24 protein-coding genes are annotated in these 22,318 nt (G+C 69.4%); 13 read left to right on the top strand and 11 right to left on the bottom strand.

Annotated elements, in window-relative coordinates:
• Positions 1-3 precede the first annotated feature (3 nt).
• From AB0M01_RS01145 to AB0M01_RS01130, 4 genes are read left to right on the top strand one after another with little or no spacing between them, the layout of a single operon-like run.
• The gene (locus tag AB0M01_RS01145) at positions 4-1,050 is read left to right on the top strand and encodes a segregation/condensation protein A (RefSeq protein ID WP_363664817.1); all 1,047 of its coding nucleotides are present in this window, start codon (positions 4-6) and stop codon (positions 1,048-1,050) included.
• Complete coding sequence (gene scpB / locus AB0M01_RS01140) at positions 1,047-2,633, top strand: SMC-Scp complex subunit ScpB (RefSeq protein ID WP_363664816.1); 1,587 nt, start codon at positions 1,047-1,049, stop codon at positions 2,631-2,633. The genes AB0M01_RS01145 and scpB overlap by 4 nt, the downstream gene beginning before the upstream one ends.
• Positions 2,626-3,360 carry a pseudouridine synthase gene (locus AB0M01_RS01135; RefSeq protein WP_363664815.1) on the top strand — a complete coding sequence of 245 codons (735 nt, stop codon included), beginning with the start codon at positions 2,626-2,628 and terminating at the stop codon, positions 3,358-3,360. The genes scpB and AB0M01_RS01135 overlap by 8 nt, the downstream gene beginning before the upstream one ends.
• 27 nt (positions 3,361-3,387) lie before the next feature.
• The gene (locus AB0M01_RS01130) at positions 3,388-3,711 is read left to right on the top strand and encodes a hypothetical protein (protein ID WP_363664814.1); all 324 of its coding nucleotides are present in this window, start codon (positions 3,388-3,390) and stop codon (positions 3,709-3,711) included.
• 107 nt (positions 3,712-3,818) lie between these two features.
• On the opposite strand, the gene AB0M01_RS01125 is transcribed toward AB0M01_RS01130, so the two are convergent.
• Entirely contained in the window at positions 3,819-4,949 is a 1,131-nt protein-coding gene (locus tag AB0M01_RS01125; RefSeq protein ID WP_363664813.1) for an alpha/beta hydrolase, read from the bottom strand.
• A gap of 184 nt (positions 4,950-5,133) precedes the next feature.
• On the opposite strand from AB0M01_RS01125, the gene pafA reads away from it, so the two are divergent.
• Together pafA and AB0M01_RS01115 are read left to right on the top strand one after the other, a co-directional pair.
• The gene (gene pafA, locus AB0M01_RS01120; protein ID WP_012922680.1) at positions 5,134-6,495 is read left to right on the top strand and encodes a Pup--protein ligase; all 1,362 of its coding nucleotides are present in this window, start codon (positions 5,134-5,136) and stop codon (positions 6,493-6,495) included.
• Positions 6,496-6,560: 65 nt separating this feature from the next.
• Positions 6,561-6,944, top strand: coding sequence for a VOC family protein (locus AB0M01_RS01115; RefSeq protein WP_363664812.1), 384 nt, complete (start codon positions 6,561-6,563; stop codon positions 6,942-6,944).
• A 2-nt stretch (positions 6,945-6,946) separates the two neighbouring features.
• Here the strand turns inward: AB0M01_RS01115 and AB0M01_RS01110 are convergent, their stop codons facing one another.
• The 6 genes from AB0M01_RS01110 to AB0M01_RS01085 all read right to left on the bottom strand — a co-directional run bounded on the left by AB0M01_RS01110 (position 6,947) and on the right by AB0M01_RS01085 (position 13,078).
• A complete protein-coding gene (locus AB0M01_RS01110; RefSeq protein ID WP_363664811.1) occupies positions 6,947-7,156 on the bottom strand; it encodes a hypothetical protein in 210 nt (69 codons plus the stop codon).
• Complete coding sequence (locus AB0M01_RS01105; RefSeq protein ID WP_363664810.1) at positions 7,153-8,181, bottom strand: ABC transporter ATP-binding protein; 1,029 nt, start codon at positions 8,179-8,181, stop codon at positions 7,153-7,155. Before AB0M01_RS01105 ends, AB0M01_RS01110 begins: the two co-directional genes overlap by 4 nt.
• Positions 8,178-9,197: an ABC transporter ATP-binding protein gene (locus AB0M01_RS01100; RefSeq protein WP_363664809.1), complete on the bottom strand. Its 1,020-nt coding sequence runs from the start codon at positions 9,195-9,197 to the stop codon at positions 8,178-8,180. Before AB0M01_RS01100 ends, AB0M01_RS01105 begins: the two co-directional genes overlap by 4 nt.
• A gap of 5 nt (positions 9,198-9,202) precedes the next feature.
• Positions 9,203-10,054 carry an ABC transporter permease gene (locus tag AB0M01_RS01095; protein ID WP_363664808.1) on the bottom strand — a complete coding sequence of 284 codons (852 nt, stop codon included), beginning with the start codon at positions 10,052-10,054 and terminating at the stop codon, positions 9,203-9,205.
• Positions 10,051-11,118: an ABC transporter permease gene (locus AB0M01_RS01090; RefSeq protein WP_363664807.1), complete on the bottom strand. Its 1,068-nt coding sequence runs from the start codon at positions 11,116-11,118 to the stop codon at positions 10,051-10,053. The genes AB0M01_RS01095 and AB0M01_RS01090 overlap by 4 nt, the downstream gene beginning before the upstream one ends.
• A gap of 70 nt (positions 11,119-11,188) precedes the next feature.
• The gene (locus tag AB0M01_RS01085; RefSeq protein WP_363664806.1) at positions 11,189-13,078 is read right to left on the bottom strand and encodes an ABC transporter substrate-binding protein; all 1,890 of its coding nucleotides are present in this window, start codon (positions 13,076-13,078) and stop codon (positions 11,189-11,191) included.
• A gap of 294 nt (positions 13,079-13,372) precedes the next feature.
• On the opposite strand from AB0M01_RS01085, the gene AB0M01_RS01080 reads away from it, so the two are divergent.
• Entirely contained in the window at positions 13,373-14,323 is a 951-nt protein-coding gene (locus AB0M01_RS01080; RefSeq protein WP_363664805.1) for an FKBP-type peptidyl-prolyl cis-trans isomerase, read from the top strand.
• Positions 14,324-14,368: 45 nt separating this feature from the next.
• On the opposite strand, the gene AB0M01_RS01075 is transcribed toward AB0M01_RS01080, so the two are convergent.
• Together AB0M01_RS01075 and AB0M01_RS01070 are read right to left on the bottom strand one after the other, a co-directional pair.
• Complete coding sequence (locus tag AB0M01_RS01075) at positions 14,369-14,815, bottom strand: hypothetical protein (protein ID WP_363664804.1); 447 nt, start codon at positions 14,813-14,815, stop codon at positions 14,369-14,371.
• Between the two features lie 31 nt (positions 14,816-14,846).
• Positions 14,847-15,944 (bottom strand): DUF3866 family protein, encoded by a 1,098-nt coding sequence (locus AB0M01_RS01070; RefSeq protein ID WP_363666178.1) that lies wholly within the window; start codon positions 15,942-15,944, stop codon positions 14,847-14,849.
• An 81-nt stretch (positions 15,945-16,025) separates the two neighbouring features.
• Here AB0M01_RS01070 and AB0M01_RS01065 point away from each other — a divergent pair, with 81 nt between their 5' ends.
• Together AB0M01_RS01065 and AB0M01_RS01060 are read left to right on the top strand one after the other, a co-directional pair.
• On the top strand, positions 16,026-16,985 hold the full coding sequence (locus AB0M01_RS01065; protein WP_363664803.1) for a WYL domain-containing protein: 960 nt from the start codon (positions 16,026-16,028) through the stop codon (positions 16,983-16,985).
• A complete protein-coding gene (locus AB0M01_RS01060; protein WP_363664802.1) occupies positions 16,982-17,959 on the top strand; it encodes a WYL domain-containing protein in 978 nt (325 codons plus the stop codon). Before AB0M01_RS01065 ends, AB0M01_RS01060 begins: the two co-directional genes overlap by 4 nt.
• Before the next feature lies 1 nt (position 17,960).
• Here AB0M01_RS01060 and AB0M01_RS01055 read toward each other — a convergent pair whose 3' ends face one another.
• Positions 17,961-18,341, bottom strand: a complete 381-nt coding sequence (locus AB0M01_RS01055; protein ID WP_363664801.1) for a nuclear transport factor 2 family protein — start codon at positions 18,339-18,341, stop codon at positions 17,961-17,963.
• Between the two features lie 336 nt (positions 18,342-18,677).
• Positions 18,678-19,868: a winged helix DNA-binding domain-containing protein gene (locus AB0M01_RS01050; protein ID WP_363664800.1), complete on the bottom strand. Its 1,191-nt coding sequence runs from the start codon at positions 19,866-19,868 to the stop codon at positions 18,678-18,680.
• Positions 19,869-19,984: 116 nt separating this feature from the next.
• On the opposite strand from AB0M01_RS01050, the gene AB0M01_RS01045 reads away from it, so the two are divergent.
• The 4 genes from AB0M01_RS01045 to AB0M01_RS01030 all read left to right on the top strand — a co-directional run bounded on the left by AB0M01_RS01045 (position 19,985) and on the right by AB0M01_RS01030 (position 22,246).
• A complete protein-coding gene (locus AB0M01_RS01045) occupies positions 19,985-20,173 on the top strand; it encodes a hypothetical protein (protein ID WP_363664799.1) in 189 nt (62 codons plus the stop codon).
• Between the two features lie 72 nt (positions 20,174-20,245).
• A complete protein-coding gene (locus tag AB0M01_RS01040) occupies positions 20,246-20,536 on the top strand; it encodes a twin-arginine translocase TatA/TatE family subunit (RefSeq protein WP_363664798.1) in 291 nt (96 codons plus the stop codon).
• A gap of 76 nt (positions 20,537-20,612) precedes the next feature.
• Positions 20,613-21,374, top strand: coding sequence for a twin-arginine translocase subunit TatC (gene tatC / locus AB0M01_RS01035; protein ID WP_363664797.1), 762 nt, complete (start codon positions 20,613-20,615; stop codon positions 21,372-21,374).
• Positions 21,374-22,246 carry a YegS/Rv2252/BmrU family lipid kinase gene (locus tag AB0M01_RS01030; RefSeq protein WP_363664796.1) on the top strand — a complete coding sequence of 291 codons (873 nt, stop codon included), beginning with the start codon at positions 21,374-21,376 and terminating at the stop codon, positions 22,244-22,246. Before tatC ends, AB0M01_RS01030 begins: the two co-directional genes overlap by 1 nt.
• Positions 22,247-22,318: the final 72 nt, after the last annotated feature.

Genomic DNA, 22,318 nt, shown 5'->3' with positions numbered 1-22,318 from the left:
GTCATGGCCGACACCTCGACCGACGTACCGCTCGACCTCGCCGAGGGTGAACCGTCCTCGTCGGGCAAGGGCTTCAGCGTCCACCTGGTCAACTTCGAGGGGCCGTTCGACCTGCTGCTGCAGCTGATCAGCAAGCACAAGCTCGACATCACCGAGGTCTCGCTGTCGAAGATCACCGACGAGTTCATCGCCCACATCAAGGCGCTGGGCTCGGAGTGGGATCTCGATCAGACGTCGGAGTTCCTGCTGATCGCGTCGACGCTGCTGGATCTGAAGGCGGCGCGGCTGCTTCCGCAGGGCGATGTCGAGGACGCGGAGGACCTGGCGCTGCTGGAGGCGCGGGATCTGCTGTTCGCGCGACTGCTGCAGTACCGGGCGTTCAAGCAGATCGCGGCGTTGATCCAGCAGCGGGTCGCCGAGGAGGGGTTGCGGTTCCCGCGCGCGGTGGGGATGGAGCCTCGGTACGCCGAGCTGCTGCCGGAGGTGCTGCTCGGCGTCTCGCCGGACGAGTTCGCGGCGCTCGCTGCCGCTGCGATGGCGCCGCGGACGATCATCCCCGAGGGGGTGTCGCTGGAGCATCTGCATGCGCCGGCTGTGACGGTGCGGGAGCAGGCCGCGGTCATCGTGGACCGGCTGCGGCGGCAGCGCACGACGACGTTCCGGACGCTGGTGTCGGACTCGCCTGACACGGTCACCACTGTTTGCCGCTTTTTGGCGCTGCTGGAGCTGTTCCGTGAGGCCGCTGTCGCTTTCGAGCAGGTGACGCCGCTGGGTGAGCTGACCATTCGCTGGACCGGGACCGACGAGGGCGACATCGCGGTGGGCGACGAGTTCGACGAGGTCACGCCGCCGGACTCGGCCGAGGGGGAAGCCCCCGAGGTCACCGACGACCACATCACCGCGTTCCTCGCCGAGGGCGAGTCCCTCACCGAGGACGAACCCGAGCCTGAGCCGGCCGCCGAGTCGACCGCCGACTCGCCTGCTGAGCCGACCGCCGACGCGGCCCCCGCCCCCTCCCTCCAAGCCCCGACCGAGACGGCAGACCAGTGACCGATTCCCACCCCCAGCCTGACCCGGCCACCGCCGACGCCCTGGACTCGGTCACCAGCACGGAGCAGCCGGTCGAACAGCACGACGAGCCGATGGATGACGTACAGGCGGAGGACGCCAACGGCGAGGATGCGCCTCCTGCGGACGCCGCTCAAGTACCGGCCGCCGACGAGGAGTCGGATGGTGCTGAGGAGCTCTTGCTGCAGCCGGAGGAGGAGCCGGGTGCTGGGGAGGTGGTGATCGACGACGTGCGGGCGGAGGACACGCCGGCCGAGGACGCGCCGGCGGACGACGGCCCGAGCGGCCCCGCCGATGACGCCCTCGCCGACGACGCCCCGGGCGAGGATGTGCCTCCTGCGGACGCCTCTCAAGTACCGGCCGCCGACGAGGAGTCGGGTGGCGCTGAGGAGCTCTTGCTGCAGCTGGAGGAGGAGCCGGCTGCCGGCGAAGAGGTGATCGACGACGTCGCCATGCGGCAGGCGCTGGAAGCCATCCTCATGGTGACCGACGAGCCGCTTCCCGCGCTCGTGCTCGCCCGCGCTGTCGGTCGGGCGCTCCCGGACGTCACCGCGGCCCTGAAGGAGCTGGCCGGCGAGTACACCGAGCAAGGCCGCGGGTTCGACCTGCGGGAGGTCGGCGGCGGCTGGCGGTACTACACGCGGCCCGCGCAGGCGCAGTACGTCGAGAAGTTCGTGCTCGACGGGCAGCAGGCGCGGCTGACCCAGGCGGCGCTGGAGACTCTCGCGGTGGTCGCCTACAAGCAGCCGGTCAGCCGGGCGCGGGTTTCCGCGATCCGTGGGGTGAACGTCGACGGTGTGATGCGGACGCTGATCAGCCGCGGGCTCGTCGAGGACGCCGGTGCGGACACCGAGTCGCAGGCGACGCTCTACCGGACCAGCTCTTACTTTCTGGAGCGGATGGGTATGCAGAGTCTGGACGACCTGCCGGAACTCGCTCCCTACCTCCCGGAGATGGACGACGTGGAAGAAGAGCTCGCCGCCCAGAACACCACCATCGAAGACGTTCCTGGTACGCCGGACGGCGTCGCCACTCCGGAGCCGGACGAGGCGGTGACCTCGGACGTGGGTGCGGCGGGGATCGACGGTGATCTGAGCACCGAGGCTGCGCCACAGCTGGATCTGGAGCACGGCGAGCAGGAGCTGGAGCCGGCCGAGGAGCTGGAGGCCGGTGGGGAGACCGAGCTGGATCAGGAAGAGGCTGACCCGGCCGAGATCCCGGAGATCGGTGGAGCCGAGGACGACACGGACTCGGACGACGACGACTCGGACGATGACGCGGACTCGGACGACGACGATGACGACGGCTCCGGTGACGACAGCGACGACAGCGATGACGACGACGAGGACGACCTCGACGAGGACGACCTCGACGACGAGGACGACGACCTGCTCGAGCCCGCCGAGGAGCTGACCGGCGAGACCGGGGACGTCCGGCTCGACGACGAGGACGACCTCGCCGGCGGCGTACGCGCCGCAGACGGCGTACCGGCGGACGGCCCCCGTGAGGCAGGCGGCGACAGCGCCCCGGGGGCAGCGCAGTACCGTAGCGGTAGTGATGACTGAAGACACCGGGATCCGGTTGCAGAAGGCGCTGGCGCAGGCGGGGGTCGCGAGCCGGCGGAGTGCTGAGCTGCTGATCGAGCAGGGGCGCGTCGAGGTGGACGGCTCGGTGGTCACCGAGTTCGGGACGCGGGTCGACCCGGCCGTGTCGGTGATCCGCGTCGACGGCGAGCGGATCCCGCCGACGAGCGCGCACGCGTACCTGGTGCTGAACAAGCCGCGCGGCGTCGTCACCACGATGTCCGACCCGCAGGGCCGGCCGTGCATCGCCGACTACGTGCAGGACCGCGAGGAGCGGCTGTTCCACATCGGGCGGCTCGACACCGACACCGAGGGACTGCTGCTGCTCACCAACCACGGTGAGTTCGCGCACCGGCTCGCGCACCCGTCGTACGAGGTGAGCAAGACGTACGTCGCCGAGGTCGACGGCAACGTGAAGCCGGTCGTGCTGCGCCGGCTGCTCGACGGTGTCGACCTCGAGGACGGGCCGGCGCGGGCCGACACGGTCAAGGTCACCGCGGAGATCAAGGGCCGCACGCTGATCCAGATCACGCTGCACGAGGGCCGGAACCGGATCGTCCGGCGGATGTTCGACGCGGTCGGGCACCCGGTGAAGCGGCTGACCCGGACGGCGATCGGACCGGTACGCCGCGGCAACCTGCACACGGGCGAGCTCCGCGAGCTCGACCCGAAGGAGCTCGGCCAGCTCCTCGACCTGGTCGACCTCTGATCCCATACTGGCGCCAGGGAGGGCGCTATGTGGGCAGTGATCGGAGTCTGGGACATCGACGCGGACCAGATCGACGGGCTGCGTGAGCAGCTGACGCTGATGGCCGCGAGCAAGATCCCGATGCCGGGCTTCGTGCACGGCACGTGGACCCGCGACGGGCACATGGTCCAGGTGTACAACGACGAGCTGTGCGCGCGGCGCTACCACCAGGACATGCTCGACCAGCACGTGGTCGACCGGCCCGGCGTACGCAATCTGGTCTGGGACGTCGCCGAGGTGGGCGCCGAGTCCGACGCGAAGGGGTGGACGGATCGGTCGGGGCGTCATCATCCGCCGGGGGTGCTGCCGTAGCAGGCGTACCGAGCGACAGGAGGTATCCGGCTTCGCCGGTCGGCTGCAGACGGGCGGTGGCTCGGCTTGGGCGTTGGCGGGTGGATACCTCCTGTCGCTCGGTTCGGTCAAGGCGCCAGGGCGTGGGCGAAGAACCTGCGGAGCAGGGTGCGGACGGCGGTCAGCGTGTGGGGGTTGTCGCCGACCAGTTGGGTGCGCTCGGCCGGGGTCATCAGGCCGGCGGCGACCAGTTGCGGGGCGAAGGCTGCGTAATCGGTGAAGGCCCAGTGGTTGGCGTTGCTGAGCTGCGTACGGCGTACTGGGCCGCCGTGGGACTGGACGGCTGACCAGGTGCGGTCGAAGCGCGGGTTGGTGTAGCCGTCGGTGCCGGCCAGGAGGAGCGGGCGGCGGGTGCCTTGCTGGGCGATGGGGTAGAGCTCGCCGTCGGCGAGGTCGAGGTAGCCCTCGAGGTTGGCGGCGGCACGGATGCGGGGGTCGGCGTGCATGGACTGGGCGGCGGTGGCGCCGCCGGCGGAGTGGCCGTAGGTGCCGACGCGGCGGAGGTCGAGGGTGCGGTGGAGCGGGTGTCCTGGCAGGCGGTGCAGCTCGTCGAGGACGAAGTGGATGTCGGCGAAGCGGGTCGTCATCATCGTCCGGTTGAGGACGGGATCGGTCTGGACGTCGGGGGTGATCTCGATGACGCGCGGTGGGCGGCCGGGGAAGTCGACCTCGCTGGTCTCGCCGGGGTGGTCGATGGTGACGACGACGTAGCCGTGGCTGGCCAGGTCTTCGGCCAGGGACGTGCCGATGGTGCGGGGATCGGCGCCACCGGGGCTGTAGAGGAGGACGGGACGGCGTACGGGGAGTGCGGGGGCGTCGGCGTACGCGTGGGTGCGGGTGGCGGCCCAGTCGACCCCGCTGGAGGGCAGCTCGGGGTGGAGGAGGCCGGCGTCGAGGCCGGTGAAGATCGCGGCGGCGGTGGGGGTGAGGTGGGGGACCCGGGCGTGGCCGTGGGTGTGCAGGGCCGGGTAGTAGATCGTTGTCATCAGCTCGCGAGTTGTTGCCGCGTTCCACGGATCGGGGCGGGAGCTGTCGGTGAGGTGGAGCATCGTGGTGCCGACGGGGTATCGGCCGGTCGGTCGTGGGAGGTTGAGGACCAGGCCGGTACGGGGGGAAGCGAGGGCGGATGCGGGCGTGGCCGGAAGACCTGCTGCGCAGGCGGTCGATGCGGCGGCGGCGAGGAAGGTTCGGCGTCTCATGGCCCCGACGGTGGCAGTTGCAACCATCGCCGTCACTGCTGTCGAACGGACCTCCACCGAAGATCCACCGCCCGCCGGAAAGCCTCCTCGAACCAGGGGCGGTTGACATCAAAGGGGTAACGCCCCGAAACGCCGCGCCTGGGACAGGGCACGGATGTCGGAGGGGCGCCGTAGTGTGGGTGATGTGAACCGGCGAATCTTCGGCCTGGAGAACGAGTACGGAGTCACCTGCACTTTTCGCGGTCAGCGCCGACTGACCCCCGATGAGGTGGCGCGGTACTTGTTTCGGCGCGTCGTGTCCTGGGGGCGGAGCAGCAACGTCTTCCTCCGCAACGGGGCACGCCTCTACCTCGACGTGGGCTCCCACCCGGAGTACGCCACCGGCGAGTGCGACTCGGTCACCGACCTGATCGCGCACGACAAGGCCGGTGAGCGGATCCTGGAGGGCCTGCTGGTCGACGCCCAGAAGCGGCTGCACGACGAAGGCATCTTCGGGGACGTCTACCTGTTCAAGAACAACACCGACTCGGCCGGCAACAGCTACGGCTGCCACGAGAACTACCTGGTCAGCCGGCACGGCGACTTCGCGAAGCTCGCCGACGTACTGATCCCGTTCCTGGTGACGCGGCAGCTGATCTGCGGCGCGGGCAAGGTGCTGCAGACGCCGCGCGGCGCGGTCTACAGCGTCAGCCAGCGCGCGGAGCACATCTGGGAAGGGGTGTCGTCCGCGACCACCCGGTCCCGCCCGATCATCAACACCCGCGACGAGCCGCACGCGGACGCCGAGCGGTTCCGCCGGCTGCACGTGATCGTCGGCGACTCGAACATGTCCGAGACCACGATGCTGCTCAAGGTGGCCAGCACCGACCTGGTGCTGCGGATGATCGAGGCCGGCATCGTGATGCGCGACCTCACGCTGGACAACCCGATCCGTGCGATCCGCGAGATCAGCCACGACATGACCGGCCGCCGCGAGGTCCGGCTGGCCAACGGCCGCGAGGCCAGCGCGCTGGACATCCAGGGCGAGTACCTGTCGAAGGCGCGCGACTTCGTCGACCGCCGGGAGCTCGGTACGCCGGCGGTCGAGCGGGCGCTGTCGCTGTGGGAGCGGACGCTGAAGGCGATCGAGTCCGGCGACCTGTCCGGCATCGAGCGCGAGATCGACTGGGTGATCAAGTACCGGCTGATCGAGCGCTACCGCGCCCAGAACAACCTCGGCCTGGCCAGCCCGCGGGTCGCCCAGCTCGACCTGGCCTACCACGACATCCACCGCCCGCGCGGCCTGTACTACCTGCTCGAGCGCAAGGGCGCCGTCACCCGCGTCGTCGACGACCTCCGGGTCTTCGAGGCCAAGTCGGTCCCGCCGCAGACCACCCGCGCGCGGCTGCGCGGCGAGTTCATCAAGCGGGCGCAGGAGCGCCGCCGCGACTTCACCGTCGACTGGGTGCACCTGAAGCTGAACGACCAGGCCCAGCGCACGGTGCTGTGCAAGGACCCGTTCAAGTCCCACGACGAGCGCGTCGAGAAGCTGATCGCGAGCATGTGAGGCGAGCGCACCCGGTCCGGCGAACAGCCGTCCGGGCGCCTGCCGCGCCGGGGTAGGTTGGCGCGGTGATCAGGCTCGGATATCCCGTGGTCGGTGTGGCCGACGTGACGGTTGCTGCTGCGTTCTGGACCGAGGCGCTGGATCTGCTGGAGAGCCCCGAGTGGTCCCGTGACACCTGGCGGACGCTCGTACGGCCTACTGACGGCGAACGTGTGCTCGGGCTGATGCGGAGCGAGTCGCCGCCCGAACCGCATCCACGGATCCATCTCGACCTGCTCGTGGACTCGACGGCCGAGCAGGCGCGCGAGGTCGAGCGGCTGGTCGGGCTCGGCGCGCAGCGCGTCGACTGGGACAGCTACCCGCCGGCGCCGGACTTCGTCGTCCTGGCCGACCCCGACGGGAACCTGTTCTGCGTGGTCGATCTGAGCCGGGCGCCGTCCGGGGCCTGAGGCTACTCGCGGCCGCGCTTCGGGCCGGCCCCGTCGTCCGGGGCGAACCTGATCCCGAGCGCGGCGGTGGCGATCAGGGCCAGGCAGGCGATGATGGCGAAGTTGTCGCCCATCATCCCGTGCGGGGTCTTGATCGCCGGCCGGATCAGCAGGGACATGATCAGCAGGCCGATGCCGATCCGCAGCAGCACCCTGGCCGCCGTCCTGGTCATGACCCGACCTGCGATCGCGCCGGCCGCGGGCTCGGCTCGTCGGCGGCGAGGTGCTGCAGCGGTGGGATCTCGTCGGAGAAGAAGCAGGCGGTCCGGTGGCCCGCGCCGATGTCGACGAGCGGCGGGGCCTCCTTGCGGCAGACGTCCTGGACCAGCGGGCAGCGGTTGGAGAAGACGCACCCCTTCGTCGCGGGCTCGCCGGCCAGTCGTTCGGAGCCGCCGCCCTCCGCGTCGCGCTTGCGCACCAGCACCGGGTCCGGGACGGGGATCGCCTGCAGCAGCATGTGCGTGTACGGGTGGCTGGGCGTCTTGATCAGGTCCTCGACCGGGCCTTCCTCGACGATGTGCCCGTAGAACATCACCGCGATCCGCCCGCCCTGCGCGAAGTACCGGACCACGCCGAAGTCGTGGCTGATGAACACGAACCCGATGCCACGGTCGCGCTGGAACGAGAGCAGCAGGTCGAGGATCGCGACCCGCATCGACACGTCCAGCATGCTGGTCACCTCGTCGGCGACGATCAGCTTCGGCTGCAGGCTGATCGCCCGGGCGATCGACACCCGCTGCCGCTGACCGCCGGACAACTGGTGCGGGTACCGCTGCAGGAACGCCGGCGTCGCGTCCAGCCCGACCTGCTGCAGCAGCTTGATCATCTCGGCCTGGACCGTACGCCGGTTCGCCAGCTTGTGCCGCAGGATGCCCGGCGCCAGAGTGCTGCCGATGGTCAGTCCCGGGTTCAGCGATCCGTACGGGTCCTGGTGCACCATCTGGACCTGGCGCCGCCAGTCCTGGCGCTGCTTGCCCTTCAGGCTCGCGATGTCGCTGCCCTCGAAGGCGATGCTGCCGCTGCTGGGCTCGTGCAGCCCGGCGATCAGCCGGCCCAGCGTGGTCTTGCCGCAGCCGGACTCGCCGACCAGGGCCACGATCTCGCCCTCGCTGGTGGACAGGTCGACGTTGTGCAGGACCGGCCGGCCGGTGCCGGTGTCGTAGGTGTGCGTCACGTTCCGCACGTCGAGCAGGCTCATGCCTTCGACACCTCCATCGGTACGACGTCGCGATTCGCGACGTGGCAGGCCACCAGGTGGCCACCACCGTCGCCGAGCAGTGCGGGCTCGGTGTGCAGGCAGATGTCCTCGGCCGACCGGCACCGCGGAGCGAACCGGCAGCCGGGCGGCAGCTCGGCGAGGTTCGGTACGGCGCCGCCGATCGGCTTGACCGTGAGGCCGGCGTCCAGCACGCTCGGGATCGCGTTGATCAGCGCCTCGACGTACGGATGCCGGCGTTCGGCCTTGAAGATCTCCTCGACCGTCCCGGTCTCGACCAGGCGCCCGGCGTACATCACCGCGACCCGGGTGGCCACCTCGGCGACGACCGCGAGGTCGTGGGTGACGAACACGATCGTCACCCCGAGGTCGCGGTGCAGGTCCTTGAGGATGTCGATCACCAGGCGCTGGTTGAGCACGTCGAGCGCCGTGGTCGGCTCGTCGAGGACCACCAGCGACGGCTTCAGCAGCAGGGCGACGGCGATCGCCACGCGCTGCTTCATGCCGCCGGACAGCTGGCTCTCGTACGCCTTCCAGATCCGTTGCGGCGGCAGCTGGACGAGCTCGAGCAGGTGCTCGAAGTGCTTGCGGCCCGCCTTCTGGTCGGGGAATACCTCGGGATGCGCCTGCAGGATGTGGTCCACCTGGGCGCCGATGGTGATGACCGGGTTGAACGCGTTCATCGCGCCCTGGAAGACCATCGCCAGCTCGGCTCCGCGCAGGGCGTTGAGCTCGCGCTTCGACATCGCCACCATGCCCCGGCCCCGGAACCGGACGTCACCGCCGGTGACCCGGCCGGGCTGCGGCACGATCTGCAGCATCGAGTACGCCAGGGTGGACTTGCCGCAGCCCGACTCGCCGACCAGGGCGTAGATCTCGCCGGGGGCGACCGAGAGGGTGACGTTCTCGACGGCCCGGACCGAACCGGCGCCGTCGCCGAAGGCGACCGTCAGGTCGTCGATCTCGAGCAGGGTCCGGTCGTCGGGGTTCCCGTTCACGCTGTTCACTGGACACGCAGCCTCGGGTTGAACACGCTGTCGAGCGCGCGGGAGAAGAACACGAACGCGACCTGCAGGATGACGATCGCGGCCATCGGGGAGAACAGGTAGAACGCGCTGTCGGTGGTGTACAAGGCTCCCTGGGCCATCGCCAGGTTGATCATGATCCCCCAGTTGTTGCCGCTGATCGGAGCGATGCCGAGCAGGAACAGGCCCACCGACGCGTAGATCGCGCCGGTGATCGCCAGCAGGAAGTGGATCGCGACGTACGGGCCGACGTTCGGCAGCAGCTGCCGTCCGACCATGTTGGTCAGCGAGACGCCCTGGAGCTTGGCGGCCTCGACGAACTCCCGGCTGCGCAGACTCATCGCTTGGGACCGGATCGCCCGGGCGAGTCCTGCCCACGCGGTGATCGACAGGATCAGGGCCAGTACGACGGGGTTGGTGGTGTTGATGACGCTGGCCAGGACGATGATCAGCGGCAGGCCGGGGATGGTGAGGAAGATGTCGGTGATCCGCATGATGACCGTGTCGGCCACGCCGCCGACGTACCCGGTCAGCAGGCCGATCGCCACACCGACGAAGACCGTGACCACCGCGGACAGGACGCCGACGATCATGATCGGCCGGGTGCCCACGATGATCTGGGACAGCACGCCCTGGCCGAGGGAGTCGGTGCCGAGCGGGTGCTGCCACGACGGCGCCAGGTAGGCCTGGTTCGCGTCCTGCTCGTTGCCCACCTGGACGAAGATCGGGCCGAAGATCGCCGCCAGGCAGTAGATCAGGACGATCGCCCCACCGATCAGGGCACCCTTGTCGTGGCGCAGGATCCGCCACAGGTCGCTGAGGAACCTCATGCCATCGAACCTCCTGCCGGCAGCACTTCCTGGTCGGGGTCGGCGGGCTGGTCGGTGGCCCGGGCCCGCGCGGCCGGGTTGGCGATCCGGGGATCGACCAGTGGGTAGAGCAGGTCGACCAGCAGGTTGGTGATGATCACCGAGACGGTGATGAGCACGAAGCAGCCCATCATCAGCGAGTAGTCGCGCTGGCCGACCGACTGGATCATGTAGAACCCGATCCCGGGGTACTGGAAGTAGGTCTCGATGAACACCGAGCCGCCGAACATGAAGCCGACGGACAGGGCCAGCTGCGTCACCATCGGCAGCATCGAGTTCCGCCCGACGTAGGACTGGGTGATCCGGCGGTCGCTGAGTCCGCGGGACTCCGCCGCCCGGACGTACTCGGCACCGAGCACCGACACCGCGCTGCCCTTCATACCGAGCGCCCAACCGCCGAACGACGTGATCACCGACGCCGCGATCGGCAGGACCGCGTGGTAGAGCACGCTGCCGATGTACGGGCCGTTGAACCCTGGCGTGACGTCGACTCCGTAGGCGCCACCGGATGGGAACACCTGGTAGACGCTGGTCAGGACGTACAGCAGGGCGATCGCTACCAGGTAGCTCGGTACGGCGCTCAGGAAGGAGACGACGAAGGTCATCGCCTGGGAGAACCGGCTGTTCTGGAAGGCGGCCATCACCGCCCCGACCGCGATGCCGATCAGGAAGCTGATGATCAGCGAGACCGCCACCACCATGATCGTCCAGGGCAGCGCCTCGGCGATCACCGCGACCACGGTGGTGCCCGGGTTGGTGATCGGGCGGCCGAGATCGCCGCGGACCGCGCCCCAGACGTACCGCAGGTACTGCTCCCAGACCGGAGCGTCCGGGGTCACGCTGTAGACGGCGCTGATCCGTTGCTGGATCTCGACCTCGCTCAGGCCGCCCTGCATCCGGAGCTGCGCCTCCAGCGCGGCCATCGGGTTGCCGGGCATCAGCCGGACCATGAAGAACGACAGCGAGATGACGATGTAGATGATCAGCAACGACATCGCCAGTCGTTTCAGGACGTAGGAAACCATCAGCGCCTTCCGGGGTCGGGCCGGGACCGGACGGCACCCGGGTGCGGGTGCCGTCCGGGAGGTGCAGGACTTACTTGGGCGTGATGAAGCCCTGCTGCATCGCCAGCGAGAGGCCGCCGTTCATGTCGGCGCTGATGATGTCCCAGAGCTCACTGGACTTGTTGTCGCCCAGGGGCGGCCAGTACGTGAACTCCTTGGTGGAGAACGGGAACTGGTAGACCTTGGTCGCGTACCAGATGTAGGGCACCTCGTCGTTGATCAGCTGCGCCCAGTTCCAGACCTGCTTGTTCATCTCCTCGCCCGGCTCGACGCTGCGGACCTGCTGGTCGATGGTGCTGACCACGTCGACCTCGCCGAGACCGGGAACGTTCTTCTTCGGGCCGAACCCGATCCCGCGCTTGCCGGCGTAGTTGCCCTGGCGGGTGAAGTTGTAGCCCGGGCCGAGCAGGAAGTTGTACATCGCGATCGGGTTGCTGCCACCGACGAACGCCATCCCGGCCTGGAAGTCACCGTTGTGCTGGTCGGCGTCCTGCTGCGCGCCCGAGGTCGCGTTCACGTCGGACTTGATCCCGAACGCGGTCAGCGCCTTGGCCGCGGAGTTGAACGACGTGACGATGTCGGTGGTCTCGGCGTTGACGGTGAACCTCATCGTGAACGGCTTGCCGTCCGGCTTGATCCACTGGTCGCCCTTCTTGGTGAAGCCCTCGCCCTGCAGCAGCGCGGTCGCCTTGGCCAGGTCCACCGGGTACTTGTTCAGCTTCGCGAGCTGGTCGGGCTTGAGGTAGAGCTCCTCGAGCGTCGGTGAGATACCGGTGTTGACTTCCTTCCAGGTACCGCCGGCCGCGTCGTCGGTGCCGTACGCCGCCTCGCTGATCTGCTGCCGCGGGATCACGTAGGCCAGCGCCTGGCGGACCGCCTTGGAGTCGAGCGGCTTCTGGTTGCTGTTGAAGATGATCGCGAACCCGAACCCGAGCGGAAGTGCGGTGTTGGACTCGGGGGTCGTCTTCCAGCGGTTCAGGATCGGCGGCGGCATGTACACGTTGGACAGGTGCACGTTGCCGCTGAACAGCTGCGGGTAGACGGTCTGGGTGGAGCCGTTCAGGTACCGGATGCCGGCGAACTTGATCTTGCTCGAGTCCCAGAAGTCCTTCCACTTGACCAGCTTGGCTTCCTTGGTGGTGATGTTCTCCAGCTGGAACGGGCCGTTGCCGATCAGCTTGTCGACCTTCATCGCGGCCAGGTCCTTGAACGCGTCACCCATCCGCTTGGACTCGGGCAGCTTCGCGGCCTGCTCCGGGCTCTTCTGCAACGTGCGGAAGTAGGTGAGCACGTCCTGCTTCAGCGCGTCGGTGACGAGCTTGCCGTACACGCTGGACGGGTACGGGCGGATCGAGTTCAGGATGTCCAGCTTCGCCAGCGACTCCGGCTGGCCCTGCTTGAGGGTGAAGGCGACCGTCTTCTCGTCGACGATCGCCACGTCGGTGATGTCGTTCCAGAACCCGTCGCCGCGCAGGCCGTTCAGGATCGCGGTGTCGTGCAGGTCCTTGCTGGTCAGCGGTGTGCCGTCCTGCCACTTCGCGTCGTCGCGCAGGTGGACGTTGAGCTTGCCGCCCTCGACCGTCCACTTGTCGGCCAGCTGCGGGACGAACTCGGTCAGGCTCGGCGACTTCACCAGGGCCAGCCGCATCGAGATGAAGTCGTTCTGGATGCCGAGCTGGTTCACGTTGTACGGGTTGTAGGACCACGTCGTGCCCCAGCTGCAGCAGGGGAAGAACGTGAGGAACTTGCTGGAGTCGCCGGCGGCGGTCCCCGTGCCGCCGGAGTCCCCACCGGAGTTCCCGGCCGGGCCTCCACCCGCCGTACCCGCGGTACAGGCCGCCACCAGCGCGACCACCACGCAGGCCGAGACCAGGGCTAGCAGGCGCCTTCTGGCGCGGCTGATCACTCGCGACAACTTCATCGTCGATCCTCTCGACCGGGGCGGACGTGGGTCCTGATCTTGTCTAGGTAAAGCGAATTAGTAAAGAGGATGGGGAAAGTAACTTGTTTGCGAAACGGCCACATTCGTTCGCGCGACGGCCATCCCGATCGCGGATCGCGACCTCCGGGCCGGGGCGGTCGACGCTGCGTGACGTGACCGAACGGTGACGCAGGCGGCTGATCCGCGGCTTGGGCGTGCCCGCTAGGGTGGGCGCGTTCATGGCCGTCCAGCAGGCGCGGGGTCCGCGCCGGGATTTTTCGAGGTGCTTCGTTCGTGCGCAAGCTGTTGAGTGTCGTCGCGGTGATCGCGCTGGGGTCGTCCCTGGCCGCCTGCGGCTCGGAGTCCGGCGGGAGCAAGGACTTCGGGGCCGGCGGGGTCAAGGTCGAGTCGGAGTTCGGGAAGAAGCCGACCGTCACGCACCGCGAGGGCGAGCCGGACAAGACCCTGGTCACCGAGGTCCTCAAGGAGGGCGACGGCCCCGAGGTCAAGAAGGGTGAGCTGCTCACCGCGAACTACCTCGGCCAGATCTGGCGCGACGGCAAGGTCTTCGACAACTCCTACGACCGCGGCGCGCCGTCGTCGTTCCCGATCGGCGTCGGCGGCGTCATCGCCGGCTGGGACGAGGGTCTGGTCGGCAAGAAGCTCGGCAGCCGCGTGATGCTGTCGATCCCGTCCGACAAGGGCTACAAGGAGCAGGGCAACGAGCAGGCCGGCATCAAGGGCGACGACACCCTGATCTTCGTCGTCGACCTGGTCGCCGCGGCCGCCAACGACACCAAGCTCGAGGCCGACCCGGTCGCCGCCCCGGCCACCAAGTTCAAGGTCACCGGTGAGCTGAACGCCGAGCCGAAGGTGACCGTCCCGGCCGGTTCGAAGCCGCCGGCCAAGCCCGGCAAGCCGGTCGTGATCGCCACCGGCAAGGGCAAGCCGGTCGACAAGTCGAGCACGGTCGTCTCGCGGTACGTGATCTTCGACTACACCGGCAAGAAGCAGGCCAGCACCTGGGACGGCCAGCAGGGCCAGGCCGGTGCGCCGGCCGAGCTGCAGGTCGGCCCCGGCCCGACGGGCCAGGCGGGCGCGCTCGACGGTCTGGCCGGCATCCCGGTCGGCAGCCGCGTGCTGGTCGAGCTGCCGCCGTCGAAGGACGACAAGGGCAAGACCGTGAACGCGTTCGCGGTGATCGACCTGCTGAACAACTTCCCGGCGGGCAAGCAGCAGCAGTAGGTACTTCTCCGAAGGGCCGGCTCCGAGACGGGGGCCGGCCCTTCGTCATGCCCGGCGGAACCAGCGGTTGGTCTCCGGCTGCCAGCTGAGCGCCAGCGCGGTGATCAGGGCGACCAGGTGAACGGTCCTGAGGGCGGCGTCGGTGACGAAGCTCGCGGTGAAGGAGAGGTCGGTCAGGTGGTGGTTGGCGAGCCAACTGATCGGGCCGATCAGCAGACTGGCCATCCCGGCCGTGCCGAGCAGACCGGTCAGCAGCAGCCGCGACCAGCGGACGCCGTGGCGGAAGTAGCGGTCGATCACGAGGAACAGGCCGCCGTACAGAATTGTGCGCAAGGCGACCTGGGCGATCAGCGCCAGCGCGGGGGCGCCGTCGTGGACGGCGCCGGCCAGGCCGACGACGGACTCGGCGATGCCCGCGCCGACGGCGAGCAGCCACGCGCCGGTGGCCGCGCGGGCGGTCAGCGGCGGGACAGGGAGGCGTGTGGTTTCCATACTCCGAGCCTGCGCCCGGCCGCGGCGAAGATCAGGAGTACTGGGACCCCGGCGCCAGTGGTGGTACATCCACCAGCCGCGCCGCGTGCCGCCCGGACGCGGCCGCCGCCTCGAAGTACGCGCGGTCGCCGTCCAGGTCGCGGCCCATCGTCGACAGCTTGACCGGCGCCGCCTGCAGGGCGTCGTACAGGCCCTCGACACCGACCCGTACGACGCGGTGCCGCGCCTTCAGCGGCTCGGCGGCGTCGCGCACGGCGTCGCCGAAGTCGCCGTCGAGATCCGGTACGACCACGTCGGCCGGCTGCAGCGCCACCCGCCCGTACGCCGTGAGGCTGTGGTGGGAGATGCCGCGGTGGCGCGGCCGAGGGTCGGCCTCGGAGATCCGCAGCGACGCGACCGCGCGGCCACCGAGCGTGCCGACCGCGTTGACCGCCTCGCCGGACTGGACGCCCGAGAAGCCCCAGCGGGTGCCGGTGCCGAGGTTGCCCGGGCCCTGGGTGATGACGATCAGCTCGGCCGCGAGGACGTGGGCGGCGGTGAGCAGGCCGGTGTGCACGGTGACGGCCTCGCGGTCGCCGCCGTACGCCTGGCCGACGGTGACCGTCCCGGCGAGCCAGCCGCTGTCGCGCAGCGACGCGACCGTGCGGGAGAACGCGAGCGGGAGCGCGCCGCCGTCGGTCATCACGTAGACGACGCGGGTGGTCGGGCGCATCTCGTACACCCCGGCCAGGACGGCGGGCAGCGCGGAGTGCAGGTCGGCGACGACGACCGGCGTACCGAACAGGTCGTCGGCGTCACGCAGTACGGCGTGGTCGGGGGAGTCCTGCTCGTCCGCGCCGAGCACCATCGCCTGGAGCGGGGTGTAGCGGGCCTTGACCAGGTGGCCGTTCTCGGGCGGATCGGCGGGGAGGCGGTCGGGGATGGCGACGACGAGGGCGTAGCCACCGGTGCCGAGGCCGCGGTCGAGCGCGCCGACGTTGAGCAGCACACGGTCGCCTGGCTCCGGCTGACCGACCAAGTCGGGGTAGGCGAGGGCCTTCACGTTCTGCTCGCCGATGACTACTCGAAGCTCCTGCGCACCCGTCCAAGCTTTGCCGAGCTCGGCCACCACACCTTCACGCCAACGCATCACACCGCAGACCCTAGGACATCGAACGTCTGTTCGGCGCGCAGTACGTGATTCGGACCTGCGACCCCGTAAGGTGGTCGGGTGTCGGCGCGGAAGAGTGAGCGGCTGCTCAACCTGGTGATCTGCCTGCTGGTCGCGCGCACGTACGTGACCAAGGAGCGGATCCGCGAGGTGGTTGAGGGCTACGCCGGGCAGACCGACGACGCCTTCGAGAAGATGTTCGAGCGCGACAAGGACGAGCTGCGCGACCTCGGCATCCCGATCGAGATGGGCACCATCGACAAGTTCTTCTCCGACGACGTCGGCTACCGGATCCGCCGGGATGTCTTCGAGCTTCCCGAGGTGCACCTCGAGCCCGACGAAGCCGCCGTGCTCGGCGTCGCGGCGCGGGTCTGGCAGCACGCCAGCCTGGCCGAGGCGACCACGTCGGCGGTGCTGAAGCTGAAGGCCGCGGGGATCCAGACCGACCAGTCGGCGCTGAGCGCGATCGAGCCGCACGTCGGCGCGTCCGAGCCGGCCTTCGACCCGCTGTGGTCCGCGGTCGTCAGCCGGACGGCGGTCCGCTTCGAGCACCGGCGCTCCGGCGCCGCCGAGGCGACCCTGCGGACGCTGGAGCCGTGGGGGATCGTGTCGTGGCACGGCCGCTGGTACGTCGTCGGCCGCGACCGGGACCGCCAGGCGACCCGGATGTTCCGGATGTCGCGGATCGGCGGCAACGTGAAGACCGTCGGGCCGGCCGGCGCGTTCACCGTGCCGGAGGGGACCGACCTGCGCTCGCTCGTCGCCGAGCTGGCGCCGCCGCGGCCGACGTCCGAGGCGAAGGTCCGGGCGCGGACCGGCTCCTGCGTCAGCCTGCGCCGCCGCGCGAACGCGATCGAGCCGTACGAGGAGGGCTGGGACCTGCTGCACGTCCCGTACGCCGACTCCGGGGTGCTGGCCGAGGAGATCGCGTCGTACGGGCCGGATGCGGTGGTCGAGGGTCCGGGGGATGTGCTGGACGGCGTACTGCGTCGTCTGCGGACGGTGGCGGGGGCTTCATGAGCAACGCACGTGACCAGGTGCAGCGGCTGCTGGCGCTCGTGCCGTACCTGCGCGAGCACGACGGCGCGCGGGTGGACGACGTCGCGGCCGACTTCGGCGTACGGCCGAAGCAGATCATCGCGGACCTGAAGGTGCTCTGGTTCTGCGGCCTGCCCGGCGCGCAGATGGGCGACCTGATCGAGATCGACATCGACGCCGCCGAGGGCGAAGGCGTCATCCACCTGAACAACGCCGACTACCTGGCCCGCCCGCTGCGCCTCGCCGCGGACGAGGCGCTCGCCCTGCTGACCGCGCTGCGCACGCTGCGCGAGGTGACCGCCGGCGCCGACCGCGACGCCGTCGACCGCGCGATCGCCAAGCTGGAAACAGCCGCCGGCGCAGGCGCCGCCGCCGTCGAGGGCGCCGCCGCGCACGTCCACGTCGAGCCCGCCGCGCCCGAGATCGCCGAGACCGTCAACCGCGGCCTGGCCGGCAAGCGCCGCCTGCACCTCACGTACGACGTACCGTCCCGCGACGAGACCACCGAACGCGACGTCGACCCGATGCGCCTGGTCGTCTCCGAAGGCCGCACGTACCTGGAAGCCTGGTGCCGCCTCGCCGAGGACGTCCGCCTCTTCCGCCTCGACCGCATCGCCGGCGTCAAGCTCCTCGACCTCCCCAGCGAGCCCCCACCGGAGGCGACCCCACGCGACCTCTCCAACGGCATGTTCCAGCCGTCGGAGTGCGACTTGCTCGCGACAGTCTCACTCGCGCCGCCTGCGCGCTGGGTCGCCGAGTACTACCCCACGGAGTCGGTCAAGGAGGGCCCTCAAGGCTCGCTGATCATCCAGCTCCGAGTCGCCGACACCTCCTGGCTCCAGCGTTTGGTCCTCCGCCTCGGCGGCTCAGCGACGGTCCTGGAGCCCGCCGACCTGGGCGCGCAGATCGCGAACACCGCCCGAGAGGCGCTGTCGGCGTACGACGATCTGCTCTGACCTACTCCAGCGCGGTTGTCTGGCCTGCTACGTACAGCCATGCGTCTTCTCGGAGCACGTAGGTCTGGGTTGAGCGGAAGACAGCGTCGAAAGGCTCGCCCTGCCAGGTGCCGGTGTCGTGGACCAGGCAGGTGACAACCGCTGTGTTGCCGTGGACGCGGATTGCTAGCTCGTCGGTTGTTTGTTGGTCGAAGCGGAGTGGGCCGTGCTCGATGAAGTCCAGGTAAGCCTGCTTGGTGAGCAGGGCGCCTTGGGAGTTCACGTACGTGAAGTCGTCGGCGAAGAGTTCGGTGAGCGTGGCGATGTCGCGGGTGCGGAGTGCTTCGGCGCGGCGGGTGATGGCTTCGCGCAGGGCCGCCTCGACAGACATCTGGTCTGACATGGCTGGAAAGTACCACCGGGGGTCGGACGCCAGCCATCGCTTCATGCCGCTGGGACACACCTCGCTCTGTTCCGGCCGGTGCGGCCTCAGCCGAAAGCAACTGTGTCGGCCGCATCCGCGCCTCGGTCACCACAACTCTGTTTGTTGATGGTTGTGGCTCAGGTCATGGGGATGCGGCCGGTGAGGTCGGCTTGGGCTGAGGTCGCGGCGGCCGGAGGGAAGGCGGAGTGGTGGAGGGCGAGTGGTGGAGCACCGAGCGGTGGAGCGTGAGCGGTGGGCTGGGCGTTGGCTCGGGGGTGGGTGGCTGGTGCGGTGGTGTGCAGGGTGCCCCGGCGCTCAGCCCTGGCTGAGGATTCTTTCCAGGGGAGTGCGGAAGCGGGGCGTGAGGCGGACGCCCGCGAGCCAGCTCGTCCAGGCGGCGGCTTGGGATTCGATCAGCGACTCGGTTTCCTGGCCGACGTCTTCGAGGAGTTGGTAGCGGACCTCGCCGGATTCCGGCTGCCCCCAGGCGCCGACGATGCGGCCGTTGGACCAGATGGTTGGGCCGATGTTGCCGGTGGTGTCGAAGAGGCGGGTTTTGTGGTCGCCGAGGTACCAGTGGCGGTCTTTCCAGCCCATGGGGGTTGGGTCGAGGGCGGGGAGGAAGGCGACCCAGGGCTCGACGGGGATCTCGGGAGACTCGTCGCCGGGGAGGACGTAGCCGACGGCGCCGTCCAGGTCGACCTCTACTGCTTCTACGGCGACCAGTGCCTTGCGGGACTGGCCGAGTGTCCAGCCGGTCCACCACTGGAGGTCGGCGAGGGTGGCTGGGCCGAAGGAGTGCAGGTACGCGCGGGCGAGCGTCGTACGGGCTTCGTCGGCCGACAGGTCGCTGGCCAGACCACCGGGGAGCCAGGCCTCTACCGGCGACCACTGGTGCTGGCTGCTCAACCAGGTGCCCAGCGGGCGGCCGCGGACGATGCGGCCTTCCGCTGCGAGCTGGAACAGCACACGGCTGGTCACGTACGGCTGGGCCGCGTACGACTTGCCAGGCGCCATCGCCAGCCGACTGCGCAGCCTGGGCTCGTCCTGGGCGAGCTCCTGCGCGGTCGCCGAGCCGCGCAGGCTCAGCGCGGTCGCCGTCGACTCCTCCACGGCCTGCAGCCACTGCCCGGCCGCCTCGGCTTCACCCGCGATGCCTGCCTCGACCAAGTGCTTGACCAGCAACCGGCGCTGCTTCACCGCGATCTCGTCGCTCGCAGCAGCCTGTACGACGGCCGCGAACGCCGTCGGTACGACGAACACCGTGCGCCGCATCCCGAGCATCCGGATCAGCGTGCGGTCGTCGTACAGGGCACGCTCGGTGAGGACGACGTCACCGTCCGGCATCCGCGCGGCGACCGAGAGGTGGACGGTCGCCGGGTCGGTCGCGTGCAGAACGACCACCGAGGTCGCCGCCTGAACGGGGTCCGTCGCCTGGCTGGAAGTCGCCAGCCGGTGCCGGCGGCCCAGCCTGGTTCGCCGCTCCTCGATCCCGATCCGCAGCACGCTGCCCCCTCGATCCCTCGCCGGACACCAATTCTTACCATCACGTTCCGACACCGTTGCCCGTGACGAACACCCATCCGCGTGGGCAGCGGCCCCGAACCGGATAAGGTCGGAACATGTACTGGTTCCTGCTCTTTCTCGCGGTCGTGGCGGTGTGGCTTCTGGTCCTCGCCCTGCTCGCGAAGAAGCTGTGGGGCCAGACCAAGGCGCTGACGCGTGAGTTGGGCGCCGCCCAGTCGAAGCTCGAAGCTGCCCAGCGGCCAGGTCCGGACCGGACCGGCGGGTCTGTGCGGTCGCGGGCGTAGTATCGGCGACGTCTCACCGTTGAGCCATCAGTCAGTCGTGAAAGGGAGATCCTCATGCCCCCGCTTCTCGGTATGCCCCAGGGCGCAGAGTGGCTCGTCATTCTCGCGATCGTCGTGCTGCTGTTCGGGTCGGCCAAGCTGCCGGCCCTGGTGAAGCAGCTCGGCAAGTCGAAGAAGATCTGGGAAGAAGAGGTCGGTCCGGGTCGCAAGAAGGACGGCGAGCTGACCGAAGGCACCACCCAGCCGTCCGCCCAGCAGCAGGTCCAGCCGCCGGCGCCGCAGGCCCAGCCGGCCCCGCAGCAGAACCAGGCGAACGGTCAGGCCCCGGGCGACGGCATGCCGCCGACGCACACCGCCAACTGATTCCCGCGCACCACCTGTGACGATGGTGAGGTTCGGACGGCGGAAGGAAGAACGTCCGAAGGACGAAGAGGGTCGGATGACCCTGCGCGAGCACATCGCCGAGCTGCGCAACCGCCTGCTCATCTCGGTGCTCGCGATCGTGGTGCTGACGGTCGTCGGGTACGTCTTCTACGACCAGGCGCTGGATTTCCTGGTCAAGCCGTTCAACACTGGAGTCCGCCAGCTGCTGGCGGACAGCAACGGCGGCAAGGTGCCCGAGCTCACGTTCAACAACGTGACCTCGCCGTTCACCTTCCAGATCAAGATCTCGCTGGTCTTCGGCCTGATCCTGGCCGCGCCGATCTGGCTGTACGAGCTGTGGGCGTTCATCGCCCCCGGTCTGCACCGCTCCGAGCGGCGCTGGGCGTTCCTGTTCGCCGGGATCGCGACGCCGCTGTTCGTGGCCGGCCTCGCGGTGGCGTACTGGACGCTGCCGAAGGGCATCGAGATCCTGATCGGCTTCACGCCGGACTTCGCGCAGAACCTGATCACGCTGCCGGAGTACCTGGACTTCGTCCTGCGCACGATGCTGGTCTTCGGCATCGCGTTCCTGCTGCCGCTGGTCGTCGTGCTGCTGAACATCGTCGGCGTGGTGCCGGCCAAGGCGCTGGCCAAGTTCCGGCCGTACATCATCCTGGCGATCTTCATCTTCGGTGCGGTCGCGACGCCGTCGGGTGACCCGTTCTCGCTGATGTTTCTGGCGGTGCCGATGTGCGCGCTGTTCTTCGGGGCCGAGATCATCGCCCGGGTCCTCGACAAGCGGAAGGCCCGCAAGGCCGAAGCGCTGCTGGCCGACTGATGGGCCGCAAGATCGCGCTGGTGGTCAACCCCACCAGCGGTCGCGGCCTGGGTGCCCGGGTCGCGCCGGTGGTCCGGCAGCGGCTCGAGCAGGGTGGGCTGAGCGTCGACCTGTACGAGACCACCTGCGCGGAGGACGTCGGCCGGATCTCGGCCGAGGTGATCGCCTCCGGTGCGGACGGCGTCGCGCTCGTCGGCGGCGACGGCACCCTGCACCTCGGCGCGCAGGTGCTGGCCAAGTCGGGGATGCCGTTCGGTGTCATCCCGGCGGGGACCGGCAACGACTTCGCCCGCGGGCTCGGCGTACCGCTGAAGGATCCTGCGGCGGCCGCTGACCTGATCGTCGCGGGCCAGACCCGGACGGTCGACCTCGGGGTCGCGGCGGGGGAGTTCATCACCACGGTCGTGGCCGGCGGCTTCGACTCGCTCGTGAACAAGCGCGCCAACGCGATGACGTGGCCGAAGGGCAACGCCCGCTACACCGTAGCGACGCTGGCCGAACTGCGCACCTTCACCCCGCTCTCCTACGTTGTCACCGTGGATGGCGAGCGGATCGAGACCGACGCGATGCTGGTCGCGGTCGGCACCGGTCCGACGTACGGCGGTGGGCTGCAGATCTGCGCCGGGGCGGAGATCGACGACGGGCTGCTGGACGTCACGATCATCAAGCCGGTCTCCCGGCTGACCTTGCTGCAGCTGTTCCCGAAGCTGTCCAAGGGCACCCACGTCGGGCATCCGGCGGTGCACGCGCTGCGCGGCCGCGAGGTCCGGCTGGAGTCGCCGACGGTCACGGCGTACGGCGACGGCGAGCTGCTCGGCCCGCTGCCGCTGGACATCACGATCGCCCCGGGCGCGCTCACCGTCTACGCCTGAATCCATCGGTCACGAAAAGAATTCGCTCGATCTCTGTTCGTCACGATCCAGATCTGATAGGAAAGCTTCCTA

It is taken from the genome of Kribbella sp. NPDC051770 (assembly GCF_040681455.1).
Taxonomy (GTDB): domain Bacteria; phylum Actinomycetota; class Actinomycetes; order Propionibacteriales; family Kribbellaceae; genus Kribbella.
This window is presented reverse-complemented; position numbering and strand designations above follow the sequence as displayed.